Source organism: Paenibacillus sp. 2KB_22, assembly GCF_052115745.1.
Taxonomy (GTDB): domain Bacteria; phylum Bacillota; class Bacilli; order Paenibacillales; family Paenibacillaceae; genus Paenibacillus.
Window position 1 is genome coordinate 45,756 of sequence record NZ_JBFRHG010000011.1, and the last position, 23,387, is coordinate 69,142.

Below are 23,387 nucleotides of genomic sequence, written 5' to 3' on the forward strand. Positions count from 1 at the left end.
GTTCTCAGGCACCTTCTTCAATGACTTCTTCCTCAGTTGCTGCACGATCATATTCAGTCAAAACTGCTGCCTGAATCTTCTCACGCGTACCGGAAGAGATCGGGTGGGCGATATCACGGAACTCTCCATCAGGAGTACGCTTGCTCGGCATAGCAACAAACATTCCGTTGTTACCATCAATGACACGAATGTCATGAACGACGAATTCGTTATCGATGGTAATGGATGCGATAGCCTTCATTCTCCCCTCCGAGTTAACACGGCGGAGTCTGACATCCGTAATTTGCATGTGTGTGTTCACCACCTTTTTCCATCAGAACTTGGTGTATAATTYCACACTGCATATACGAACTCCTTCTTTTTATAACCATAAAAATTTCCTAATTTCAGGAATTTTTTTATTTAATACACAATTCGACAACGTTAGTGCCAGGTCGATGGAAAAGACCCTTTAACGACATAACATTCGTCATCTTTCTACAGGTCAAAATAGTTGCCAGGCTTGACGGAAATCTGTCTGCTCTTGGCATCAACTGCTGTCAGCTTCGCCAGAGATACGTAATCGGTTAGCAGCCGTTCTTCTGAATCTACAGAACCAGATTCCACCAGTACCCCTACCCCGGCAACTGTAGCATTAAACTCGGCCAAAAGATCGATCATTCCCTGCACCGTACCCCCAGCCTTCATGAAGTCATCCACAATAAGTACTCTGGAATGCTCACGCATTGCCCTACGAGACAGGGACATGGTATGCAGACTTTTATGGGACCCGGATACATAATTGATACTTACGGCCGATCCTTCTGTAGCCTGATGGTCCCTGCGTACGAGCACGACAGGCAGGTTGAGCTGGGCTCCGGTCGCATAAGCCAGTGGAATTCCTTTGGTTTCTACCGTCATAACCACATCAATATTCATATTGCCAAAGGCCGTTGCAAAGATCTTGCCGGCTTCATTCATCAATGCGGGCTGACCAAGCAAGTCGGACATGTACAGGTATTCTCCAGGCAAGATCCGATCAGGTTGCGCGAGCTGGGTCGAGAGCCGTTCCGCAAATGCCAGTGCCAGTTCTCGGGATACCTTCGGAATCCATCTTACTCCCCCGGCTGCTCCAGCCAGTGTATGCAGTTCTCCTGACCCACCTTCTTCGAACACTTCCTTGATAATCGCCAAATCTTCACTAATTGAAGACTTTGCGGCACCATAGCGTTCGGCAAATGTGGTCAACGGAATAACCGTATGCGGTCTGGACAATAAATATTGCGTCATTTCAACCAGCCTTGCGCTTCGTTTTAACTTCTTCACAGAGATCCATCCTCACGATCACGGAAACATCTAAATCCGAATAATTATTTAAAAATATAACACCTTTATACGTGTTTGTACATTATAAAAGCGAATTTTACGTCAACATGCGTACAGCGTACACTTCTTTACAGAAACCACGCAGGCCATTGTATATCCGGGCAACCTTGGATTCTTTGGAGACAAGTCCAAATACTGTTGGACCACTACCGGACATCAACACACCGTCTGCGCCCAACCGAATCATGGCATCCTTCAGATGCTGAACTTCCGGATACAGCTTCAACGTTACATCTTCAAGCACATTGCCCATCTGGTCACAGACTTCCGTGAATGATTGGTTTCGAATAGCCTGTTCCATTTTAGCCGCACTCGGATGACGAACAATCTTGTCACTGCGGAACCTTCCGTATACATCGGCTGTAGACACATTGATTGGAGGCTTGGCCAGAATTACCCAACATTGCGGCGGATTAGGAATAGGAGTCAACTTCTCACCACGGCCTGTAGCGAGTGCAGTCCCGCCTGTGATACAGAATGGAACATCCGAACCGAGTTCAGCTCCAAGCTCCTGCAGTTCGTGATCCGGTATATTCAATCGCCACAGACGGTTCAATCCACGCAGAGCTGCTGCTGCATCACTGCTGCCTCCGGCAAGTCCGGCTGCAACTGGAATCTTTTTATCCAGATGAATATGGACGCCCGTACGCACGTTATAGCGCTCCTTAATCAGTCTGGCTGCCTGGAAAGCCAGGTTCTTCTCGTCGAGCGGGATATAACCCGCCTGACTGGAGATGAAAATGGTGTCTCGCGGCAGCTCCGACATTTCCAGCCGATCAGCCAGATCGACCATGGTCATGATCATTTCAACTTCATGAAATCCATCGCTTCTTTTATGTAAAACGTCCAGCATCAAATTAATTTTAGCAGGCGCTTTTTCGTAAATTTTCAAGGCGTTCACCCGTCCTCACCTTTTCCCTAAGACAACTTAACATATTATATCAAAATGGGGCTGTCAAGTCATTTCTATTCCGCATCTAAGGGGAAAAAGCGGGGTTGTCCCTGACGGATTTCCCCGCTTTTCAGTCTGCTTGAACCGGATTAAGATTTGCGGGCAGCCTGCTCAGCAAGTTGAATGGCTCTTTTCACCATGTTTCCTGCATCCTTGGCTTTGATTCCACCCCAACCTTCCTGTTGGACCGTATCATAGAAGCCCAAGTCTTTTGCGAGCTCATTCTTCAGATCCTCGGACATGACACTTCTTCTTCTGCGACTCATGAACCATCCTCCTCCAAAGTATCCTTCATAATGTGATGAGTTCGTTCACGTTTTGGACATCTTGTCATAAGGCCAATTGAAGTTCCTGCATTGCATTAGAAACTGTCCCTTCGCCTGTCCATATAGTATGCCGCGACCGTTCCTCACTCATTCCTGTGTATGTATGGTTACCTTAGGAGATAAATTGGTGATTTTATAGAACATAAAAAAGCGATCCACCCGTGGGGCGAATCGCCTGTACAACGATACTTACGTCTCCATATAGGAGCTATGCGTCTGGCTGCCCGGGTCAAAAACCATGACTTCCACCGATTCCGTAAGTATATCCGCATAACTATAAGATACTCGCTTGAAGGTTTCTTGCTCCTCATCAAGCTTAACAATAAAAACAGAAGGGTACGTTTCTTCCAATACACCCGTACGCTCAATGGTCTTACGGCGGCCACCATTAGCCCGCAACATAATTTTCTGACCAATATGTGCATCGAGATTGCGTTTGATATCCAACAGCGTGTTTTTAGCCATTGTCGACGACCACCTCTTTTCTTGTCCATTATACCGGATTTTACAGTCATTGTCAAATCAAAACTAATTATTATATCAGCATCAAAAAGTTGTTGTCAATGAATTTTTTTGCAAAGAAAAAAAGCCCCAAATTGGGACTTTAAATGGCCTACATCAGACTGCCGACGGGTTCACTTTTAGCGTGGATAAATCATTCAGCCCCGGCAGACCTACCCGGTAGCTCCCCCGTGTCTCGACACCACCCACACCTTGGCTACCACTGATTGTGTTATGCAGAACATCACTCATGTTGACCGTATCCCGTACAGATGTGAAGGAGGCCTTAGCTGCCACATAGACCGGATCAAGTGCATGAATGAGTATTCTGCCTGGAGAACTGGCAAAGTTCGCTCCAGCGCGCAGGAGTGCCTCAAAATGGGACTGGCAGGCCCCTGCCACAATAGTGAGTGCATCCAGATGGCGTTCATATTGTCTGGCCACCTGAATGGCGGCCACAAAATTTTGCGAATTCTTATAGCTACCAAGACTATATAAGTCATAGGGCTGACGTGTCTTTAACACCCCATCATGACCCGTAATGACCACGATATCCGGACGTACTTTGGGTAATAGACGGTATAAGGTATCTGCCATTGCCGATTCATGAACATATTGTCCCTCTGCGGGAACACGAAGTTGCTCATAAAGATCCATACTTTTTTTCAAATAGTTCGGATCTCCATCCAAATGAAGCACCTTTCCAGGCATCTCAAAATAAGCCGGTTCCTGCTGAGCAGACCAATCCTGTACCAGACCTTCGCGATTCCGCTCCGCCTGTTCCATACGATTCTGCTGCAGGCGGGACAGGGTCTGATGTGCTTTAACATGCGCCTGTCTGGTCTTGGCGCTTTGCGGTTCATAGGGAACCTGTATCAAATCGTCCACTGGGGAATCGGCAAGCAGCCGGAACTCAGTCCCTTTAATGACCGCAGCATCCAACTGGAGGCCTTCCACCCGAAAAGTCACATCGCCGCCGTATGACTTCCGAACGACCAAGTCTCCGATATTCATCAACGTAATCACCTCTACCCCATCGTATGGGCAGAGACCCGGTTTGGTTCATTCGAATTTTATAACGCTGCGCGTACCCCTGCTTCCCACATTACGGTGCTGAGTGTAGCATACTCCTGCAGACTTAACGTCTCTCCGCGTCGGGATGGTTGAATACCTGCCTGCTCCAGCAGAATGTCTGCCTGTTCCCGGTTCTCCTTTGTGAAGAAACGTGCCTTCAAGTTGTTTGAGATTGTTTTTCTCCGCTGGGCAAAAGAAGCCTGTACCACTTCGAAGTAGTGTGCTTCATCCGGAATCTCAACTGGTGGTTGCTCACGCACTTTCAGCTTAATGACAGCTGATTCCACATTAGGTTGGGGAATGAAGACCGTGGGTGGCACAATACACACAAGCTCCGGCATACTGTAGTACTGAACTGCGATGCTCAGACTGCCGTAGTCTTTCGATCCCGGTGCAGCAGCCATGCGTTCAGCCACTTCTTTTTGGATCATGACAACAATGCTATCTACCGGCAGCTTCTCTTCCAACAGTTTCATCATAATTGGAGTCGTTACATAATAAGGCAGGTTAGCCACAACACTGACTTTGTCCACCGATGCAAAATCCGTTTGGAACAGTTCAGCCAGATCAAGCTTCAGCACATCGCCATGATGCACTCGTACATTGGAATAAGGCTGCATCACTTCTCCCAGGATGGGAATCAAGCGCTGATCAATCTCTACAGCTGTGACAGGACCGGCTACCCGGGCCAGTCGTTCCGTAAGAGCCCCGATACCCGGGCCGATCTCTAAAGCGCCCTTGGACTCGTCCAAATCGGCTGCATTAACAATTTTGTTCAGTATATTTTGATCGATCAGAAAGTTCTGACCTAGACTTTTCTTAAATGAGAATCCGTGTCTTTGAATAATTTCTTTGGTTCGTTTGGGCGTTGCAATTTCTATCGTCTCTTCCATATCCTTCATATGCTCACAATCCTTCACGTTCAATTTGCGCTAATGCTGTAGAGAACTCTTCCCGTGTAATCTGAAATACACTGAGACGTTTGTGGAACTGTTTACCGTTACAATATCCGATACCCAGCAGATTGCCCATCTCCATGCGACGTGCAGCAGCCTGCGGATGCACAATAAGTCCTGCCGCGATCAGGTCCTCCCAATCGATCAGGCTAGGAGCACCTTCGTATGAAGTATGTACACGTGCCAGAGCATGACGGATCGCCTCCGGTGAGGCATTCTCCACCCCAATGTCCCCTTTGCGCGTTGCATCGGCTTCCGGAATGAAAGCATGCTTGCATCCAGGCACCTTATTCGCAATAATTTTACGAATGCGTTCGCCGGCATGATCCGGATCTGTCAGTACAATGACTCCCCGTCTCTCCTGAGCAAGCGCAATCCGCTTCAGAATGCGTTGGTTGATGGCTGATCCGCCTGTTTCTATTGTATCGGCTTCCACGGCCCGACGGATGGCTACCGTATCATCACGGCCTTCCACCACAATGACTTCTTTTATCATGTTCCATTTCTTCCTTTCTAACGCAAAAAGAAGAGGAATATCCTCTTCTCTGCCAAACGGCGGGGGAGACTGAATTCAGACCCCTCCGCCGCATATTCCGCATGAATCATTCATGCAACTATTTTATAGCATTCCCATTTCAAAGTAAAACGATTTTAGTTCGCTTCCGGCTTCACCGGACCGATCACGTAGACCGTCTTGCCTTTCTTGCGTCCAAAATTCAGGGCATGCTTCACACTGTCATAATATACATCAATTTTGTTCCCTTTAATGGCACCGCCTGTATCTTCCGCACGTCGGAAGCCCAGACCTTCGATATATACCCACCAGCCAATTGGAATGACTTTGGGATCAACCGCAATGGTGCGTCCTTCCGTTACACGAGTACCAGAAGCTGTTTTAGTTCCAATGCCAGGCTCTTCGGAAGAGTAGGCCGTCATGGATACGTTTTTAAGTACTTTGGAGTATTTAAAAGAAGTCCCGGATACGGTAATCACTTTGCTGCCCGAGGCAGATGTTTTCTTCGAGTTCGTTGTTGTAGCCTTCTTGGTTGTTGAAGTCTGAGCCGATACGGTCTGAATCTCTGGTTTTTTCACGACCGGTTTTGCTTTGGTGCCGACAGCAATTACTTTATCTACACGATTATTCGCGACAGATTTGCCGACCATTTTTTTGGAGACCAATTCTCCATCCTGAAATACCTTTTCGATGTGCTGTACAAGTTTGCCTTCTTTGCCGTTCACAACGACACGGTTATCCCCTTTGTACAAGCTAGGGTCAGCCGTTTTAATTACTTTGTAAGCGATCGGATGTTCTACATCCACTGTACGCTTTGTTACGCGCACTACACGAATCTTCATATCCGCTTTGATCGAAGTTCCAAGCGCCGGATACACTTTATCATTACTTTCAACTTGAATACCTGATTTTTGAATTGCATCTTCTACCGATGAATCCGTTGTATACAGAGTCTTGGTGTCTCCGTCTGCCGTAATGTTAACTGGAACGGCCCGCTCAATAACAATTCGGTCTCCATCTGTAATCGCCCCGTTCATGGACATGGATACCTTATCGTGAGGGCTGACTGTGATCGACTGCTCCTCCAGCATTTCCTGAAGCATTCCTGTACGAGTCTCTACCACCTGAGCTTTGCCATCAATAACCAGTGAAATTTGTTTCCCGGCCTGACCGTAAACGACTAACAAGATCATGATTGTAAGCGCAATTGAGAAAATCGCGATCAATGCCATTTGACGCATGTTCTCATGCTTCCACCGCAACGCGAAAGACTTACTGGATGATCGTGACTCATGGGTCTCTTCTGGTTGGAATGTGCCCACTTCTCCGTCCTCCTTCATAGCCTCGCCGTCTAAAGTAACGCATGATGTCTTTGACGTGACTATACCAAATTTTCTACAGAACACAGATCGACCAACTGATCGGTTCTGCACCATGAATCAATCTTCGCAACATGATGTCATCCTCCTGAATACCTACCGTATGATGACAACATTTCTTTTATTCAAAAACAAAAAAGCCAAAGAAAGAGTGTAAGAGGAACTCTTTCGTGGCTTCCGAATGATTTTGAATATCGGAAATTCATGCACGAGGTTGCCTCTCTTTTTCCGCTTGCGAGGTTAGCTGTCGGGTTCGGGCGAAAGAGAGCCGCCCTATCTTGGGTCACCCGCTCATGGCGGACGCCCTTGAATTCACCCCGAGACCCAAAGAAGAAATCAAATACGGCTTCGCAGTTCCCTTCGCTGCTTTTGGGTCAGCGAACGTTGCGCATCGGCCAAATACACCGATGTTTAAGCCCTATTGGTTCCCCCGCTCTCCGTTAACGGAGACTCAGCGAGACTGATTCATGAAAGTAATGTTGTTTCATCGGAAAGTGTCCCTTTGTTCATCCCCCGAACATCTGTCCAATTTTCCGCACAACAATTCACTGAAAAGATGATATCCTGTTTTGATGCATGTTGTAAAGCGTTGATCAAGTACGTTTTTCTGAATATTTGGTTAAAATATTGTAATATTCTTGATTTATTTGGATCAAAGAGCAAATTAACTCCGCTTACCTGCCTTTTTCACCTCATTTGCTCGTTTTTTTAACGAATTCCAAATCGTTCCATGGCATTTTTGGTTGTTATTGCAGCAATTTCCTCCACCAAAATGCCTTTAATTTCCGCAGCTGCCTCTGCAACCAGACGTACATGCGCTGTCTCATTTCGTTTCCCACGATAAGGGTGAGGTGTCAAATATGGAGCATCAGTTTCGATGAAAAACCGGTCCATAGGAACCTTCTCCAGCACCTCTTTGGGTTGCTTTGCATTTTTGAATGTGATCGGTCCTCCGAAGGAGAGATGGAAACCCATATCGAGACAACTTTTCGCTGTTTCCCAGCTTCCCGAGAACGAGTGCATCACACCACCAACTTCGCCCGCTTTCTCTTCACGCAAAATTCGTATGATATCCTCATGTGCATCCCGATTATGGATGACAATCGGCATGTTCACTTCACGCGCCAAAGCAATTTGTTGTCGTAATACGCGATGTTGTACTTCCTTCGGAGAAGTATCCCAATGATAATCCAATCCAATCTCACCGATGGCTACCACTTTTTCATGCTTGCATAAAGATGCAATCCACTCCAGATCACTCTCCTGCATCGTGATCGCATCTACGGGATGCCACCCTACAGCTGCATATATAAAGTCATACGTTTCAGCAAGTTTCATTGTGGTTGGAATCGTCTCCCGGTTAAAGCCAATGTTGATCATGCGACCAACTCCTGCATCCACAGCACGCTGAATCATGTCCTCGCGGTCCTCGTCGAATTGTGGTGCATCCAGATGTGTGTGTGTGTCGAACAGCATCATGTTTATTTCTCCCTTCATGTCGAATAACGACTTTCTTCTTTTGAAAATCCAATTTGTGAATCTCAATATTTCATTGACTCATACATAAAACATTTTGAGTCATCTGTGTATTACATCATTACGTTTGTTTCATCACAACTACAATATATAGAAGATATACGGATAATCTGATCTACATATTGCTGAATGTGCCATTTTTACCTACTTGCATTTACAAAATTATGTCGATCTACATATACTCCCCATTAAAGCAGATTACTGTATCATGAAAAATATCTCTTTTAGAAAGTCTTTTGATATCGAAATTCTTCATTGGATTATACCCACACGATTACAAGAAATAGGGGCGTATATGTGACGGTAATTCGTGAATAATCGCATCCACCTTGTTTTGCGGGTAATACAAATGATGTTTCCCTCGGTGAAGCCCGCTGATGGAACGGACAATGTCAGAGACTTCTGACAACTCACGTAAATTGTCCTGTCGATCGAGAAGAAGAATCTGCTTATCCGTGGATTCATCTGGACGAAAAACATCATACGGATTATCCGAAGGAAAATCAATTTCAAGATCATATTCGGGATCGAGGCCTGCCTGTACAAAAGCTTCCCGAATCTCTGCCATCATTGTCAAGTCGACCTGTTCAAGCTCTACATACTTATATAACTTGCGATCCATAAAACGTTCGCATAACTCACTCAGAACAGTATCGTCCTCCTTGCGCCACTGCGTAAATGCCGTCTGAATTAAGGCTTCATCCAACTGCAAATATTCATCTACGGATAATTCTCCTGCAAATAATTGAGGGAGTGGATCAATCATGAAGCGAAATTGAAAACCATGCTGTATGAGTGTTTTTGCTCGCTTGAATATTTGCCGCAATATAATTTCAGAACTACGAGTTACCGGATGGAAGTAAATCTGCCAGTACATCTGGTACCGAGACATTAAGTAATCCTCCACAGCATGCATGCCTGACTCCTTGACTACAATCCGTCCATGATAGGGACGCAGCATTCGAAGGATGCGATCAAGGTCAATCGTGCCGTAATTTACACCTGTAAAATAAGCATCCCTGAGCAAATAGTCCATTCGGTCTGCATCAAGCGGGCTGGTCACCAAGTTCACCACAATCGGCTTTTCGTACGTCTTTTGAATGACAGATGCGACCTTCTCAGGAAAATCAGGAGCATACCGTCTTAAGATCGCCCCTACTTCGGTATCACCTGTAATGATGCGACAAGTCCAATCTTCGTGATTCATGTCAAAAGCTTCCTCGATGGAGTGAGAGAATGGCCCATGCCCGAGATCATGAAGTAGAGCTGCACACAGAGCTACAATCTTTTCTTCCTTCGGCCAATCCGAATAATGACTTCTTTCAAATTGAGAGATGATCTTGCGTGTAATCTCATAAACACCTAGTGAATGTGAGAACCGACTATGCTCTGCTCCGTGAAAGGTAAGGTAAGAAGTACCGAGTTGACGAATCCGGCGTAAACGCTGAAATTCCGGGGTGTTAATTAACTGCCATATAACCGGATCTTGCACGTGGATATAATTATGTACCGGATCTTTGAATACTTTCTCTTCCGTTAAACGTTGTTCCATGTCGACTCACTCCTTTAATTTCTTTTATATTAACGCTTTGAGCTCTACGGTTCATCTAAGATTCGACACGTCATGACGAACTTTGTCGAATAACGTAGTTTTGTCGTTTTCCAAATCGACAAACTTAACATTGTTGTCTAAATGCGAAAAACGGCTGCCAATCCCTTACCACCAGTAACCTTGTGAAAAACAGCCTTAATTTTAAGCTAATTTTAAGGTTGACTGTTTTGGGAATCGTTGGTATGATGAGTATCATAAAACATAAAATAATGTCGAATAATGACAATGATAGTTAGCTGAGAGGAGCACTGATTATAATGATGAAATCAACAGGTATTGTAAGAAAAGTGGACGAACTGGGACGGGTAGTTATTCCAATCGAATTGCGCCGTACGCTCGGTATTGGTGAAAAAGATGCTCTGGAAATCTATGTTGACGGCGAGCGCATCATGTTGAAAAAATATGAGCCTGCTTGTATCTTCTGTGGTAATGCAGAGAACGTTACTTACTTCAAAGGTAAAATTGTTTGTAACGAATGTATTTCCGAAATCCCTGCACCTGTGACAAAATAAGAAAAACCAGGTATACTGGACTTATCTAAATTGTTATTTCTAACCTTTTTAATATTCCTTAATGGCCTTCCCGGTGTGAACCCCACCGCGGAAGGTATTTTTTTGCCCTGTTATGGGTTCCATTATCCAAAAACCACATTAATGTTGAGTATAAGGCTCCTTTCAGGTTTTGTTCCCCATAACAGAAGTTATTGGGTTAGATTAGCTACTCGATTAACGCATTATATACATCCCGCTTCGTCAGACCACGATCCGTTGCCGTTTTTTTCATCGCATCTTTGCGGTTATATCCTTCACCCTCATAATGGCTGACATGATCCGCAAGTGACATCAGCTGCCACCATGCTTCGCGCTCAGCCTTACGCTCCTCTTCCTTAATACCTTCGACTAGCAAACAGTACTCGCCAAGAGGTGGATGCTCTTCAAGCCAGTCTATACATTCCTTCACAGTGCCCCTTGCGAATTCCTCATGACGCTTGGTTAGTTCACGAGCCAGCACAATCGAGCGATCACCCAGAATTTCTTCGAGGTGGACCAATGTTTTTCGAATACGGTGAGGTGATTCATAAAATAACAAAGTCCCGTTGGATTCGTCAAAAGCCTCCAGCACTTTTCGCATGTCCTTTTTCTCCCGCGGCAAAAAACCGCCGAATGTAAAACGCTCCGTCGGTAATCCGGACACGATCAGAGCAGACAATGCAGCATTGGGTCCAGGAATGGGAATGACCGTTATTCCGGCTTCCAGTGCAAGCTGTACAAGGTCGGAACCCGGGTCCGAAATGGCTGGCAGACCGGCATCACTGACGAGTGCCAAATTTTTTCCTTCTATTATATAGCGTATCAGTTCAGGTCCACTCGCCCCCTTGTTATGCTCATGATAACTAAACAGCATCGAAGGTGTAATTTCAAAATGGGTAAGCAGCTTCCGTGTCTGTCGTGTGTCCTCTGCTGCAATGATGTCACAACTCTGCAATGTCTTGATGGCTCGGAAGGTCATATCCTCCAGATTACCAATGGGTGTTCCAACCAGATATAGCTTGCCTGATCCTTCAAGCTGCTCCGCATAGCTTTTCTGAATATGCAAAGTCATCTATAGTCCTCCTTTCGTAGTACGCTCAGCATGTTGCTGGCCATAGTAAATATCCATAATCTCTTCGCAGTATTTCCCCTCTTCATTGTAGACAATGAGTGGAGGAAGCATCCTTACTTCAGGTTTACCATCTTTCATACCTTCAATTAATACCATGTTGGCTTCGAGATGAGCACGGGGATGTACCATCCGAATTCGTTTGGGCTCCAGCTTATACTCACGCATTAGCGAGATAATCTCTGCAAGTCGCTGTGGACGATGAACCATCGATACTTTGCCGCCATTACGTACAAGTCGACTGCAAGCCTGGATCACTTCTTCCAGTGTACACCCGATCTCATGACGTGCCATTGCCTGATGTGTGTTCATTTTGAGGTCACTCCCATTCAAGGGCATATAAGGGGGGTTAACCGTTATTGCATCGTATACAGCATGTCCCGTTTCTTTCACCAGTTCTCGCAAATCACCTTCACGAATCATAATCGATTCATCCAGTGCATTTAATTGTACGCTGCGACGAGCCATATCTGCCAAACGAGGCTGAATTTCGATTCCCTCCAAACTAGCCTGCGTACGCGTTGTAAGCAAAATGGGAACCACTCCGTTACCTGTACACAAATCAAGTACACGACCGCGTTTAGGTACGGAAGCAAATCGGGCTAATAATACCGCATCCATCGAAAAACTGAACACTTCATCACTTTGAATGATTCTTAAATCATGAGAAAGCAGATCATCAATCCGCTCTGACTCATGTAACACGACTTCATTTGCTTTCATATGGTACGCTCATCCTCCGGTACTCTATATCTAATGATCGTTAAATTTAGGTTTGTAACCTTGAAAAAAAACCGTAGGGGATCCCTACGGTCACTTCATTTATTCAAAAAAGACAGGCAGAACAGACAATCGCCTTCCGTCCGCAGATGTCCATAATAGACGTTGCAGATATGGAAGCCTTCGTGATACAACCGAGCCAGGTTATCATACCCTTCACCCACAACGTCTTCACCTGTAGCCGGACCTGCTGGTCTTGCTACGGGAGCGAGTGCTGAGGAGAGTGGCAGATCTGCCGGAGCCTCACGTTTGAGCAGTTTGCGTAACTGCTCATTCTCGATGGTAAGCCGCTGATTATCCTCAAGCAGCTCCTTCACAATCATTTTTAACTCTCCTAAATCACCGTGCAACTGACCCAGTTGGGTTTCCATTTCATGAATGTGCGTAAACAGATTTTTCTTTTCCAAGTTTCCACCCCGAAGCAACCTTTATGGTTTACTTGATAACGACGTCATCCAGCGGAAGTTCTTTGACTTTACTGATGTCGAACAGTTGAACATGGACTGTGCGGCTACCGGCATTAATTCCGACAACTTTTCCTTCACCCAATGAGGTGACGACCAATTTGCCTACAGCTGGCAGTTCTTCTCTCACACTTTCATAGTTATCATGCTCAAATTTCAGACAGCACATGAGTCTTCCGCACAACCCTGAAATTTTCGTCGGATTCAGTGACAGGCTCTGATCTTTAGCCATCTTGATTGATACCGGCTCAAAGTCTCCCAGCCAGGAAGAACAACACAACACACGGCCGCAAGGTCCGATACCGCCAAGCATCTTCGCTTCATCACGTACACCAATCTGTCTCAGCTCGATTCGTGTCCGGAATATGCTTGCCAGATCCTTGACCAGCTCCCGGAAATCGACTCTTCCTTCAGCTGTAAAATAAAATATAATTTTATTGCGATCAAACGTAAATTCCACATCGACCAGCTTCATTTTGAGGCCATGGTCTTTGATTTTATTTAAACAAGTACCGAATGCTTCCTTCGCTGCACGCTTGTTCTCATCAACCACACGGGCATCGGTCTCGCCCGCAACGCGGATGACTTTCTTCAGCGGCAACACCACATCGGACTCGCCCACTTCCTTCTTACCAACGACAACCTTACCGTACTCTACCCCCCGCGCTGTCTCCACGATAACGCAGTTTTCTTTCTCAATGGGAAGGTCCAGGGGATCGAAGTAATAAATTTTGCCCGCTTTTTTGAAACGGACACCCACTACACTGTACAAAAAATTAACCCCCTTGTAAGCCAACCCCACTTCGTCTGAAGCCCCGTCTTCTTAGGGAACCGGCCGAAGTTATAACCGTTTGCATATGATTGGAACTAACTTATCCCTCTCCCAGTCTTATGCCAAACCGATCAAAAATTGCTCCAGACAAAGCTGGCCATTGACGTTAAAACGCAATTTTTTTCTGCATGCTGCGGCCATATCCATATAGGAGACCCACTGCTCTGTGCTGCGGGTATGTGCCAACTGAGATAGCATGTCTAACTGATCTATAAAAACGATATGTTCATGCCTATCGTACTGAACATACAGCATGTCCCTAAACCATAGATGGAACAAACTGAGTAACATGTCCAGGTGTTCAGAGAGTCCGGTTTTAAAAAGCTTCTGCTGTGCAGAGATCAATGATGTACTTCCTCTACCCAGGGACTCCTTCCCTAATTGTAACATTACGTTTCTAATTTCTGCAAACCAATTCTGCTGGAGAATTTCTCTACATGCTTCCAATCCTGACGCTAAATGGACGGCAGAGCGAGCCAGATTGGCAGGGTGCCCTTCCTCAATTAGTGATTGCAGCATCTCTTCTGGATTCAGTGCGCTGAACGGCACCAATTGGGAGCGTGAACGAATCGTAGGCAACATGGCCTGTCCATTATCTGTAATCAGGATGCCAACTGCCGGTACCTGCGGTTCCTCCAGAAATTTCAACAAACTGTTTGCTGCCTGCACCGTCATTTTCTCGGCTTGTTCTATAATATATACTTTGGGATGCCCTGCCTCTGATCGGTATGAAAAGATACGCTGCAGATCCCGGATTTGATCTATTTTAATGTTGTTTCCATCTGGTGCAAGCATGGTTAGATCCGGATGGTTACCATGATCCACCTTACGGCATTCAAGACACTGCCCACACGCGTCATCTTCAAGCTCTGTACAGAATATTGCCTTGGCAAAGGTAATTGCCGTCTTCCGTTGCCCGCTACCAGCTGGACCGCTAAACAAATAAGCGTGGCTTATTGCCTGACGTCTCAAACTGCTTTGTAACATTTGCTTGGCCGCTTGTTGACCCATTATCTGTTGAAAGGACATACTTCCTCCTCAGAAGCTTAAATTAATAAGCATCCCCCGAATTTCGCCTACTTGTTGTAATAGAGAGATTTTTCCTTCTTCTGTATCCAGCAATTCATCTGCCATGGATAACAGAGCGGAGTCAATTTCATCAATCAGCTTATAACGCTTGCCTCTGCCACGACGATCCCAACCCCTTGTCTCTTTCATGGATACACCGCGACGAACGGTCTCTTCCAGGAACCTTTTAACAAGTTGCTTATACGCCTTCAGTTCACGAATCGTCATGGAACGTGCCAGGCGATCGCCCTGAAGCTGGATTTCACTAAACCGGCGATTCAGTTCAGCTTGTGAGGCCCGTTCCCCCTGGTGGTTCATCATATCAGAGAAATTTTTGGATTGAACCGGTTTGGAACCTGAATCAGTAGAACTGATCCCGCTCTGAATCGGTCTGAATCCAGGATTGATTTTCATGGATACGCCCGCTTTCTATCAAAGTTAGCTAATCGCCCATCAGCACAGTGCGCGCTGCGCCTGTGCGTGAGGATGAGGCTTTTATATATGCTGATCACACTCTATATATAATGGTAGATACACATCACCATCAAGGACTTGTTGTTTGTAGTCAACCTCTTTCCGGATGAGCATTCCCCAGCTAGGAAATGCTCATCCGGAAAGAGTGTGCCAATTCTTCTGATTCGTGAAGGGCAGTTCCATAAGTGGCACGCACGAACTTCATTTAAATCTGCTTGCATCCATCGTTTCCAACATGCTATTGATCATGAAAGACCCCCATGGGTTCCATGCAACGTGTAAATTAGAAATGTTCGAAGCGATCTACCGGGAGAACAAATACAGTAGCTCCACCTACTTGAACTTCAACAGGTAGCGGCAGGTAAGAGTCGGTTGTTCCACTCATCGGTGTGACCGGAGTCACGAGCTGTTCACGAACCTTACAGCTGCTGCGAATGACGTTCATTACGGACTCGACTTGACCATCATCGACACCGATCATAAACGTCGTGTTGCCTGCCTTCAAAAATCCACCCGTACTGGCCAACTTCGTTGCCCGAAAGTTTGCTTTGACCAATGCGCTGGATAATCGGTTGCTGTCTTTATCCTGTATAATCGCAACAATCAGTTTCATCCTGCATAACCTCCTTCAGAATAAGCACCTTTATTAAATGCCCTGTCTATATATTAGACAATTACTCGTCAAAATCCTTCAAAATCCCTGTCTCCAGCGACAAAATCATCGCTGCCAAGACATCCTCTTGCTTCATGGAAGCATCGATAACTCTGATTCGTTCCGGGAACTGCTCTTTTAATAGGAAGTAACCCTCTCGCACTTTACGGTGAAACTCCAGATTCTCCAGATCCAGACGGTTCACTTCGCGGCCATCATGAGCGTCGATCCGTGCAAGCCCCAATTCAGGCTCGATGTCCAGATATAAGGTCACATCCGGCATAAGATCACCGATCGCAAAGCGATTAATAGCCCATACATTCTCGATCCCGAGTCCACGGGCATATCCTTGATAGACCAGACTGCTATCGACAAATCGGTCACAGATGACTGCTTTTCCAGCTTTCAGCGCAGGCTCTACCTTCTCCGCCAGATGCTGGCTGCGTGCAGCTGCATACAATAGCGCTTCGGTTCGAGCATCCATTGCCGTATGAAGAGGATCCAGGATAATTGAACGTATTTTCTCCGCAATCTCAATTCCACCAGGCTCTCGCGTAACTACGTAAGGTATACCCCGTTCTTCAAAATAAGAACCTATTCTACCAATCATCGTTGTTTTACCGGAACCCTCTCCCCCTTCCAGCGTAATGAATTTACCTCTGCCCTGCATATGCTTCCCTGCTTTCTATGTCGATAATTGCATCTATTGCTGCTGTAATTGAAAATGCTTAGACCCTCTTGCTACAGGATATGATATACCCCGCCCAGAGGTGTATAGCTACAGCTATATCGGTACGTAATAATAACACCAAGATCATACAAGCTTGTTTCTTTCTATAATACTATAGGTCAGCAGTTACTCCAACATGAACAACAAACTAAAGCGTTCAACCGTAGATGATCCATACCCATAATGGAAGCATAATTGATCCGGCAATGGCACTTACAATCATGGATACTGAACTGAGGGCTACTGCATTCTCTCCATATTCAAAAGACCTTGCCATGCCGAGGGCATGAGATGCTGAACCCAATCCAATTCCGTAGGCATGTTTACTGCGGACTTTGGCCCATTTCAAGAGCATCGGCCCCAGTAATATCCCTGAGAAACCTGCAATCATCACAAACAGCGATGTGAATGAGGCATTCCCTCCAACCTGATTAGCAAGTTGAATAGCAACAGGAGTGGTCACAGATTTTGGCAATAAAGCGATGACCATCTCTTGAGGATACCCAAGAAGAATGGCGATTAAAGCACCTGTGGACACACCTGTAATACTGCCTCCGATCGTTCCGCCCACAATTGGAATGATATTTTGCTTCAGCACATGCAGATGTCTGGACAAGGGAAACGCGAGAGATACAACTGCTGGGCCCAAGAGTTCCTGTATCCATTTGCCACCTAGCATATACGTTTCCAGCTTGATACCGGAAATCACCAAGATCAGGATCAGGATGGCAGTCGTTGTGAGTACAGGCATAAGTATCGGCCATTTCAGCCTTTTATATAGACGAGTGGCTGGAATATATACAGCGATAGTTAGCGCGATCATTCCAATTCCGAGGATGAATGCTGACAAGTGATCGCCTCCTTTTTACCTGAATGAGACGATCTCCATGTCATGAGCCACTCACTTAATTTGGCAGATATCAGACATGTGATTAATGTGCTAACGATTAAACCAAAGACTAATAATAATGTGTTAGCTCTAAAAAAATCAAAATGATTAATGATGCCCACAGTAGGTGGAATGAACAATAATTGCAAATGGGATTGAAGCCACGTTGACCCTTCTTCTCCCCAGCTCATTTTGACCCATCCCAGTTGAATGGCAATGAACAAAACCAGCATACCCACAATACTTCCTGTTAACGGCAGATGTAATAGAGTCTGAATGAAGTTGCCAATCCAATAAAAACCGTACATCAACAAAACTTGCAGGACTATTCCTGTATATTTTTTTAGCGGAATACCCAAAGTGTTCCCTTCTTTCTTATGTCTATCTGTATAAGCTGAACTAAAGCGTGTCTCCATACCTGCCGAAAGCCGGAACGTAACTGAACGTGTCTGGAGCAGAGCATGGAGCGGGAGCCCTAACGACCCTGTGACATCTTATTCAGCAATTTGAAGCGTCCGCAGCAATCTAAGGAATCTGAAACACCTATATTGGAATAATCAGCCGTTTACAGCGTGTTTGTTAGGTGAATTTGGTTAATAACATGTCTCAGGTTCCTTACAAAATAAAAGGAGAACTCGAAGGCTAAATAAGACGTCCTCGGTTCCTTAGAAAATCGTCTGGACAATTCCCAGGATCAGCAATCCTTGACTTCAAGATGTTGGACCCTGACATCCTTCAACGTATTGCATGCCTGAGTTTAAAGATAACTATTAGATTAATGACCAAGAGACCCGCACATGTGTAGGGTCCTGTATCGGTATTGGTCATATAGACTACCTATTGGTGAGTGCATTCAAAGATTTCATATGTTCCTTTCAATCCTTCATGACCTTTAATACTTGTAGCGATGCATCTGATACCCCGTGAAACTTCGCTCCTTCATCACGCAGAAGTTGTATACGTTTCACCATCGATGGACTTAGGCGTTCACCCGGATAGACAAGCGGAATCCCTGGAGGGTAAGGAATAACCATCTCCGCTGATCGACAGCCCGCACTTTCTTCTATCGGAACATTGATCGTATCCGTCTCCACAATTGGTTGCAGTGTGAAGGAGATCGGTTCCGAGTAGCGAGTGTTTTCTTGTAAATTGTTCCACGTGGAAATATAATGCGCAGAATCTTTAGCGAGCTGATGTGATGTCTCTGCATTAGATTGGACCTGCTCATGCTTATCGGCAGAGCTGATATGGTGTAAAGCCTGCAACAGGTGCTGAGCATCTTGCACCGTTGAGCCCAGGCTGAAGAGCAAGACGACGTACCGTTCGTCGCTCATCTCGGGCACACAGCCGCATGCTTCAAGCTGCTGCTGTAGCCCATAACCGCTCAGCACCCCTGCGCCGTCATAGATGACGGCCTTGAATGGGTCCTGAGCGGTATACCCCGCGGCAGATGGCATCGCCGCCGCGGGCAGGCCCTCCCGTGTCTGCTGCGCAGCGGACACGGACATACCAGCCGGCTTCGCTGTTCCGGCTGGCAGTTCTGGCTGCAGCGGCTGTGCAGGCTGCAGCAACTGGAAGCGCGGCAGCTCCGCGAGGCCGCGCTTAAAGGCTTTCACGGCGGCGAGCCCCGCCGTGAACGTATCCGCGCCCTGCACGTGCAGCAGCCGGCGCGCTAGATCGAGCGAAGCCATCACCGGATATGATGGGCTTGAGCTTTGCACCATGGCCAGGCGCTGCCTTAACAGGGACCGGTTTAACCGTGTTCCCTGAATGTGCAGCATGGCACCCATGGTGAAGGCCGTCAGCATCTTATGCGTCGACTGCACGACACCGTCTGCTCCGCATGACAGTGCAGAGACAGGCAGCTCCGGATGCTGCCCATAATGCGCGCCATGCGCTTCATCCACGAGCATTGGCATGCCAGCAGCGTGGCATACCTCGGCTATGGGCGTCAGATCAGCGCCCATGCCGTAGTAATTGGGCAAAGTGACGAGTACGCCCTTTGCCTCAGGATAGGACTGGACAGCAACCTGCACCGTCTCCACCGACGGTATGACCGCAAGTCCAGACGCAGGATCGACCCACGGCTCCAGAAAAACAGCTCTTGCGCCTGCCAGCATTAACCCGTGAATAACGGATTTATGTACATTCCGCTGCACCAGCACAATACTATTCGGCTCATCACACACGGTAAGAAGTAAGGACAGATTACCAGCCGTACTTCCCCCCACAAGGAAGAAACTCTCCTCTGCTCCAAAACAATCTGCCGCAAGCTCCTGTGCTTCTTGGATCACACCTTCCGGATGATGCAAATCATCGGTGCCCGTAATCTCTGTAACATCCATCTCCATCATCTCCAGGAATGAACGATCCGGTACTAATCCTGTCTCCGAATGAGTCGCTTCATCGCTGAGTCGTTCCTCACTCCCTATGTCATCCCCATGTTTCTCCACTGAACTGAATCGCTCTATCCTTCTGTTTACATTTCTTCCCGCTTCGCTCTGAATATCTCCGTTGTGCTGGTGTTTCTCATTAACAATATCCTTAACAGGGGATTGTCCTGCTTCTGTTTGTTTCAGCAAATGTCGGTAGGCTTGTCCATTTTTATGCCCAGGCACATGAAAAGAACGCTGCTTCGAATCACGATACGCAAGCAACGCTTCATATAAAGGGGCTCTACTTGATTTAGTTTTATGATCCATGAAATAACCATCCTGTACATATATAATGTGCGCCCGGTGCGCTCCCAAATACTTTCAAATACTAAGGAACGCCATTCTTCCCCATCACCACACGCGCTGCTGCAAATTTTCTATATCATTATATCAGCATACGCCTTCCTTAAATGGCAGACAAGACTCTCTCTCGTAAAAACAGAAAAAGGCCCAATGGGCCTTTATACACATCAGCATCTTTACAGCGTGATGTTTCGCTTCTACTTCTATTAGCAATATGCATTATGCGTTTTTTTGTACCCAAATTTGCTTCATTTGATGAATAAAATAATTGTACTTGGCATCCTGCGCATCGGTATGAACCATCTCTGCTTCACAAGTGTCACATATGAATTCAGATACAATAAAAATGCCTTCTCTTTTTCTTTGCTCGCAGATAATGCATGTGTGTTCGGCATGTTCTTCCATGAACCATCCCACCTTGTTTTACGTTTACTATCAGTATTGCACAGTTTCTATTATTTTATACATTTTCATAGTGCTTTCTTTCTATAAAATATATATATTCGCCCACCCCCTCTGGGGTGTCTGTACCGAAAAATACATTCATCTTCTGATCAAGAGCATTCATCTACTCCTATCTACACTGTTATCCTGCAACCATCGCATTTCCCTCAAAATCGCGTATCCCTTAGTCTGGCTCAAAACTTATATTCAAATTTCTTAAAAAAACTTCGAATCTCAGCCGATATATAATACATGATAACGATATCAAAGCCTGACAGTCCATGCATTCGAGAGTATACTGAGATAAGCTCAGTCGAATCTCAATATCTTGTACAATCGTCATGGCGTGATAGACAAGGTTCATATATACATACATAATGCATTCCCTTTTACACGTATAAGAAAACGAATACCTATCCCACACAAACGTGAATTTGAAGGAGGATATATAATCGTATGATCGCCGAACCGGAGAATAAAGCAACATTTTATCAATACCGGCTTCTGAAAAAAAAGGCTATCGCCCGCAGTGTCATCTATAGTTATCTGTGCCTGCCGGTCATCATGCTTTTATTCAATCTACTTGCATTCTCTTGGACTGGCCTCTTCTTTTTTGTACTGGCAGGCCCAATCACCATTTGGATTCATTATGTCATCGCCAGAACGATATTACTTCTGGTACGTACCTCTTACGCCAAACGGTGGCGCTGGAATCTGCGTATGCCTTGGTTGGGTTATATCCCTGATCAGCATTTCAGCTTCCGTATGTTTGTCCGGGTACACCTTAACATGAGCTGGATTGGACTATGTATCATTACCGTATGTTTGATATGGTCCCCGTTGTCCTTCACCCTCTCGCTGATCTTCTGGCATTTGTGGTTACTGGGTCCTCGCTTATATGTTGTCATGGTGCTCTCCCGCGAACGCAAAGATGGACTTATTAAATTAAATGAACAAGATGTCTCATACTATCTGCAATAATGCCCTTCGTTCATCCAATAGTACATGTATCTCATTTACCCGTAATACATAATGGCCTGAGCCCCTCGGATATTTGTTAAAAAAGATCTCGTATCGTCCAGCTGACTCAGCCTCATATGATCAAATAAAGGTTATCCACAGTGGATAACCTTTATTTATGTTTCGCTTCTTATTCCTTATCCACAGTATGGGTATAGTTAAATTAGTTATCCCCACGAAAGACTCCGTTCTTCTCCTCTTTACATCTGCTGTTCCATATCTCTTAACTCCAGATATCTCGTTGATTTTACACCTTTGAGCCATCTCTCTACTCTGTCTCTGCTCTATCTCCCTTCCAACCTTGCCTTCCATCAACCATTCCATCTACCCCATACCTTTATATAAATCTACATCTCTTGTCCTCTACCTTAAAGCTCAGCACGCCCCTATAATAGTTCAAGCGCATATACTCGCCTTTCTGTACGATAATATCTACTCCTAATCCTCTGTATCTTTATGGCCTCTCCTGCATTACACCATAGGTGCTCCTATCACGACTAAAGCCTACTTCGTAAAATAACAAAAAGCCCCCAATCAAGTACACGGGAGCTTTACTATATAAGGAACATCACAGCGTTAATTTTCATATCCAATCTTACACGCAACAGTTCAATCGTCTTCAGCCAATGATTTAACTGTCGTTTGAGTAGCATCATTTCTAGGAACCATTAGTGTAAAGGATCCATCATGTACTGCTAAATGCACAGTATGTCCTTCCTTTGCAAATACACGCAAGGTACTGGATTCATTGGATGTACCCTTGGCTTGCCTCTCTGTCCAACCCCAGCTTTTAATCTCGTCTAGATATACCTCAGGCAAACTAGTACTCTCACTAATACCAGACAGCGTATATCGAACATAATCCATATCCGAATTGTTCTCGGACTGGTCAGATTTATTCGCTACTTTAGGCACCGGAAAACTCTTCTCGTTTACCGCACCTTCATATGAAGTCCATACAGATCCTGAAGCTTCACCGCATCCTGCCAGAACAACGGTCAAACAAAGCAACAGAATTGATTGTAGTCCAAGTCTCCGCCAACTTAACACACACACCCTCCTTTTCACAGCTGCACATTCCAGCTCTGTGGTCAGGTACTTTTAGCATATTTAACATAGTCCTATTATACTGGTTTTGCCGCTGTTATCCGTAACAAAAATGTTACCTTCATTTGACGATCATGTTAGAGCTTCCGCCCATCATCTCTAATCCTTATAAACAAATAAAAACCACCACCGAATAACATCGGCAGTGGTTCTTTGCTTGGCGGCATCCTACTCTCCCAGGACCCTGCGGTCCAAGTACCATCGGCGCTAGAGGGCTTAACGGTCGTGTTCGGGATGGGTACGTGTGGAACCCCTCCGCCATCGCCACCAAACGCGATTTGTCGAAGCAAAGCTTCTTGAAATCAGATATGGAAC

General features: G+C 45.8%; 27 protein-coding genes, 1 rRNA gene and 1 riboswitch. Of the genes, 2 read left to right on the forward strand and 26 right to left on the reverse strand.

Annotated features, from left to right (window positions below):
* Nucleotides 1-4: 4 nt before the first annotated feature.
* From spoVG to AB4111_RS29850, 11 genes are all read right to left on the reverse strand, one after another.
* Nucleotides 5-289, reverse strand: a complete 285-nt coding sequence (gene spoVG, locus AB4111_RS29800) for a septation regulator SpoVG (RefSeq protein ID WP_017691372.1) — start codon at nt 287-289, stop codon at nt 5-7.
* Between the two features lie 188 nt (nt 290-477).
* On the reverse strand, nt 478-1,305 hold the full coding sequence (purR, locus tag AB4111_RS29805; RefSeq protein ID WP_017691373.1) for a pur operon repressor: 828 nt from the start codon (nt 1,303-1,305) through the stop codon (nt 478-480).
* 97 nt (nt 1,306-1,402) lie between these two features.
* Nucleotides 1,403-2,257 carry a 4-(cytidine 5'-diphospho)-2-C-methyl-D-erythritol kinase gene (gene ispE, locus AB4111_RS29810; RefSeq protein WP_026081373.1) on the reverse strand — a complete coding sequence of 285 codons (855 nt, stop codon included), beginning with the start codon at nt 2,255-2,257 and terminating at the stop codon, nt 1,403-1,405.
* 149 nt (nt 2,258-2,406) lie between these two features.
* Nucleotides 2,407-2,583, reverse strand: coding sequence for a small, acid-soluble spore protein, alpha/beta type (locus AB4111_RS29815; RefSeq protein ID WP_017691375.1), 177 nt, complete (start codon nt 2,581-2,583; stop codon nt 2,407-2,409).
* 249 nt (nt 2,584-2,832) lie between these two features.
* Entirely contained in the window at nt 2,833-3,108 is a 276-nt protein-coding gene (gene veg / locus AB4111_RS29820) for a biofilm formation stimulator Veg (RefSeq protein WP_053778931.1), read from the reverse strand.
* 153 nt (nt 3,109-3,261) lie between these two features.
* Nucleotides 3,262-4,158: a sporulation peptidase YabG gene (yabG, locus tag AB4111_RS29825; RefSeq protein WP_253428880.1), complete on the reverse strand. Its 897-nt coding sequence runs from the start codon at nt 4,156-4,158 to the stop codon at nt 3,262-3,264.
* 59 nt (nt 4,159-4,217) lie between these two features.
* Nucleotides 4,218-5,120: a 16S rRNA (adenine(1518)-N(6)/adenine(1519)-N(6))-dimethyltransferase RsmA gene (gene rsmA / locus AB4111_RS29830; RefSeq protein WP_442034909.1), complete on the reverse strand. Its 903-nt coding sequence runs from the start codon at nt 5,118-5,120 to the stop codon at nt 4,218-4,220.
* Between the two features lie 4 nt (nt 5,121-5,124).
* Complete coding sequence (rnmV, locus tag AB4111_RS29835) at nt 5,125-5,670, reverse strand: ribonuclease M5 (protein ID WP_017691379.1); 546 nt, start codon at nt 5,668-5,670, stop codon at nt 5,125-5,127.
* A 155-nt stretch (nt 5,671-5,825) separates the two neighbouring features.
* On the reverse strand, nt 5,826-7,010 hold the full coding sequence (locus tag AB4111_RS29840) for a ubiquitin-like domain-containing protein (RefSeq protein WP_253428878.1): 1,185 nt from the start codon (nt 7,008-7,010) through the stop codon (nt 5,826-5,828).
* Between the two features lie 270 nt (nt 7,011-7,280).
* A riboswitch (cyclic di-AMP (ydaO/yuaA leader) is annotated at nt 7,281-7,534 on the reverse strand.
* Nucleotides 7,535-7,775: 241 nt separating this feature from the next.
* Nucleotides 7,776-8,546, reverse strand: coding sequence for a TatD family hydrolase (locus AB4111_RS29845; protein WP_442034912.1), 771 nt, complete (start codon nt 8,544-8,546; stop codon nt 7,776-7,778).
* Nucleotides 8,547-8,877: 331 nt separating this feature from the next.
* A complete protein-coding gene (locus AB4111_RS29850; protein ID WP_442034914.1) occupies nt 8,878-10,155 on the reverse strand; it encodes an HD domain-containing protein in 1,278 nt (425 codons plus the stop codon).
* A 317-nt stretch (nt 10,156-10,472) separates the two neighbouring features.
* Here AB4111_RS29850 and AB4111_RS29855 point away from each other — a divergent pair, with 317 nt between their 5' ends.
* Nucleotides 10,473-10,727: an AbrB/MazE/SpoVT family DNA-binding domain-containing protein gene (locus AB4111_RS29855; RefSeq protein ID WP_024633700.1), complete on the forward strand. Its 255-nt coding sequence runs from the start codon at nt 10,473-10,475 to the stop codon at nt 10,725-10,727.
* 205 nt (nt 10,728-10,932) lie between these two features.
* Here AB4111_RS29855 and rsmI read toward each other — a convergent pair whose 3' ends face one another.
* The 12 genes from rsmI to AB4111_RS29915 form a co-directional block, all read right to left on the reverse strand.
* Nucleotides 10,933-11,817 carry a 16S rRNA (cytidine(1402)-2'-O)-methyltransferase gene (rsmI, locus tag AB4111_RS29860; RefSeq protein ID WP_253428872.1) on the reverse strand — a complete coding sequence of 295 codons (885 nt, stop codon included), beginning with the start codon at nt 11,815-11,817 and terminating at the stop codon, nt 10,933-10,935.
* Nucleotides 11,818-12,597: a tRNA1(Val) (adenine(37)-N6)-methyltransferase gene (locus AB4111_RS29865; RefSeq protein ID WP_074092913.1), complete on the reverse strand. Its 780-nt coding sequence runs from the start codon at nt 12,595-12,597 to the stop codon at nt 11,818-11,820.
* 95 nt (nt 12,598-12,692) lie between these two features.
* On the reverse strand, nt 12,693-13,061 hold the full coding sequence (gene yabA, locus AB4111_RS29870) for a DNA replication initiation control protein YabA (RefSeq protein WP_253428868.1): 369 nt from the start codon (nt 13,059-13,061) through the stop codon (nt 12,693-12,695).
* A 28-nt stretch (nt 13,062-13,089) separates the two neighbouring features.
* Entirely contained in the window at nt 13,090-13,890 is an 801-nt protein-coding gene (locus AB4111_RS29875; protein ID WP_053778939.1) for a PSP1 domain-containing protein, read from the reverse strand.
* Nucleotides 13,891-14,007: 117 nt separating this feature from the next.
* The gene (gene holB / locus AB4111_RS29880; RefSeq protein WP_253428866.1) at nt 14,008-14,979 is read right to left on the reverse strand and encodes a DNA polymerase III subunit delta'; all 972 of its coding nucleotides are present in this window, start codon (nt 14,977-14,979) and stop codon (nt 14,008-14,010) included.
* A 9-nt stretch (nt 14,980-14,988) separates the two neighbouring features.
* Entirely contained in the window at nt 14,989-15,432 is a 444-nt protein-coding gene (locus AB4111_RS29885; protein ID WP_017691389.1) for a YaaR family protein, read from the reverse strand.
* Between the two features lie 343 nt (nt 15,433-15,775).
* Entirely contained in the window at nt 15,776-16,105 is a 330-nt protein-coding gene (locus AB4111_RS29890; protein ID WP_017691391.1) for a cyclic-di-AMP receptor, read from the reverse strand.
* A 61-nt stretch (nt 16,106-16,166) separates the two neighbouring features.
* A complete protein-coding gene (gene tmk / locus AB4111_RS29895) occupies nt 16,167-16,814 on the reverse strand; it encodes a dTMP kinase (RefSeq protein ID WP_253428864.1) in 648 nt (215 codons plus the stop codon).
* 217 nt (nt 16,815-17,031) lie between these two features.
* Nucleotides 17,032-17,724: an LrgB family protein gene (locus tag AB4111_RS29900; protein WP_253428862.1), complete on the reverse strand. Its 693-nt coding sequence runs from the start codon at nt 17,722-17,724 to the stop codon at nt 17,032-17,034.
* A complete protein-coding gene (locus AB4111_RS29905; protein ID WP_442034920.1) occupies nt 17,694-18,122 on the reverse strand; it encodes a CidA/LrgA family protein in 429 nt (142 codons plus the stop codon). Before AB4111_RS29905 ends, AB4111_RS29900 begins: the two co-directional genes overlap by 31 nt.
* Nucleotides 18,123-18,638: 516 nt before the next feature.
* Nucleotides 18,639-20,465 (reverse strand): aminotransferase class I/II-fold pyridoxal phosphate-dependent enzyme, encoded by a 1,827-nt coding sequence (locus AB4111_RS29910; RefSeq protein WP_442034922.1) that lies wholly within the window; start codon nt 20,463-20,465, stop codon nt 18,639-18,641.
* Between the two features lie 255 nt (nt 20,466-20,720).
* Nucleotides 20,721-20,906 carry a sigma factor G inhibitor Gin gene (locus tag AB4111_RS29915; RefSeq protein ID WP_017691396.1) on the reverse strand — a complete coding sequence of 62 codons (186 nt, stop codon included), beginning with the start codon at nt 20,904-20,906 and terminating at the stop codon, nt 20,721-20,723.
* 495 nt (nt 20,907-21,401) lie between these two features.
* Here AB4111_RS29915 and AB4111_RS29920 point away from each other — a divergent pair, with 495 nt between their 5' ends.
* On the forward strand, nt 21,402-21,926 hold the full coding sequence (locus AB4111_RS29920) for a hypothetical protein (RefSeq protein WP_076216777.1): 525 nt from the start codon (nt 21,402-21,404) through the stop codon (nt 21,924-21,926).
* A 120-nt stretch (nt 21,927-22,046) separates the two neighbouring features.
* On the opposite strand, the gene AB4111_RS29925 is transcribed toward AB4111_RS29920, so the two are convergent.
* The 3 genes from AB4111_RS29925 to rrf all read right to left on the reverse strand — a co-directional run bounded on the left by AB4111_RS29925 (nt 22,047) and on the right by rrf (nt 23,344).
* On the reverse strand, nt 22,047-22,289 hold the full coding sequence (locus tag AB4111_RS29925; protein WP_442034925.1) for a hypothetical protein: 243 nt from the start codon (nt 22,287-22,289) through the stop codon (nt 22,047-22,049).
* A 285-nt stretch (nt 22,290-22,574) separates the two neighbouring features.
* On the reverse strand, nt 22,575-23,015 hold the full coding sequence (locus tag AB4111_RS29930; protein WP_253428854.1) for a hypothetical protein: 441 nt from the start codon (nt 23,013-23,015) through the stop codon (nt 22,575-22,577).
* Between the two features lie 212 nt (nt 23,016-23,227).
* A 5S ribosomal RNA gene (rrf, locus tag AB4111_RS29935) occupies nt 23,228-23,344 on the reverse strand.
* Nucleotides 23,345-23,387 lie beyond the last annotated feature (43 nt).

Excerpts from the sequence above, each read along its gene's own strand:
- spoVG (WP_017691372.1), bottom strand. The coding sequence starts at position 289 with ATGCAAATTACGGATGTCAGACTCCGCCGTGTTAACTCGGAGGGGAGA.
- AB4111_RS29815 (WP_017691375.1), bottom strand. The coding sequence starts at position 2,583 with ATGAGTCGCAGAAGAAGAAGTGTCATGTCCGAGGATCTGAAGAATGAG.
- veg (WP_053778931.1), bottom strand. The coding sequence starts at position 3,108 with ATGGCTAAAAACACGCTGTTGGATATCAAACGCAATCTCGATGCACAT.
- yabG (WP_253428880.1), bottom strand. The coding sequence starts at position 4,158 with ATGAATATCGGAGACTTGGTCGTTCGGAAGTCATACGGCGGCGATGTG.
- rsmA (WP_442034909.1), bottom strand. The coding sequence starts at position 5,120 with ATGAAGGATATGGAAGAGACGATAGAAATTGCAACGCCCAAACGAACC.
- rnmV (WP_017691379.1), bottom strand. The coding sequence starts at position 5,670 with ATGATAAAAGAAGTCATTGTGGTGGAAGGCCGTGATGATACGGTAGCC.
- AB4111_RS29845 (WP_442034912.1), bottom strand. The coding sequence starts at position 8,546 with ATGATGCTGTTCGACACACACACACATCTGGATGCACCACAATTCGAC.
- AB4111_RS29850 (WP_442034914.1), bottom strand. The coding sequence starts at position 10,155 with ATGGAACAACGTTTAACGGAAGAGAAAGTATTCAAAGATCCGGTACAT.
- AB4111_RS29855 (WP_024633700.1), top strand. The coding sequence starts at position 10,473 with ATGATGAAATCAACAGGTATTGTAAGAAAAGTGGACGAACTGGGACGG.
- rsmI (WP_253428872.1), bottom strand. The coding sequence starts at position 11,817 with ATGACTTTGCATATTCAGAAAAGCTATGCGGAGCAGCTTGAAGGATCA.
- AB4111_RS29865 (WP_074092913.1), bottom strand. The coding sequence starts at position 12,597 with ATGAAAGCAAATGAAGTCGTGTTACATGAGTCAGAGCGGATTGATGAT.
- holB (WP_253428866.1), bottom strand. The coding sequence starts at position 14,979 with ATGTCCTTTCAACAGATAATGGGTCAACAAGCGGCCAAGCAAATGTTA.
- AB4111_RS29885 (WP_017691389.1), bottom strand. The coding sequence starts at position 15,432 with ATGAAAATCAATCCTGGATTCAGACCGATTCAGAGCGGGATCAGTTCT.
- AB4111_RS29890 (WP_017691391.1), bottom strand. The coding sequence starts at position 16,105 with ATGAAACTGATTGTTGCGATTATACAGGATAAAGACAGCAACCGATTA.
- tmk (WP_253428864.1), bottom strand. The coding sequence starts at position 16,814 with ATGCAGGGCAGAGGTAAATTCATTACGCTGGAAGGGGGAGAGGGTTCC.
- AB4111_RS29910 (WP_442034922.1), bottom strand. The coding sequence starts at position 20,465 with ATGGATCATAAAACTAAATCAAGTAGAGCCCCTTTATATGAAGCGTTG.
- AB4111_RS29915 (WP_017691396.1), bottom strand. The coding sequence starts at position 20,906 with ATGGAAGAACATGCCGAACACACATGCATTATCTGCGAGCAAAGAAAA.
- AB4111_RS29920 (WP_076216777.1), top strand. The coding sequence starts at position 21,402 with ATGATCGCCGAACCGGAGAATAAAGCAACATTTTATCAATACCGGCTT.
- AB4111_RS29925 (WP_442034925.1), bottom strand. The coding sequence starts at position 22,289 with ATGGAATGGTTGATGGAAGGCAAGGTTGGAAGGGAGATAGAGCAGAGA.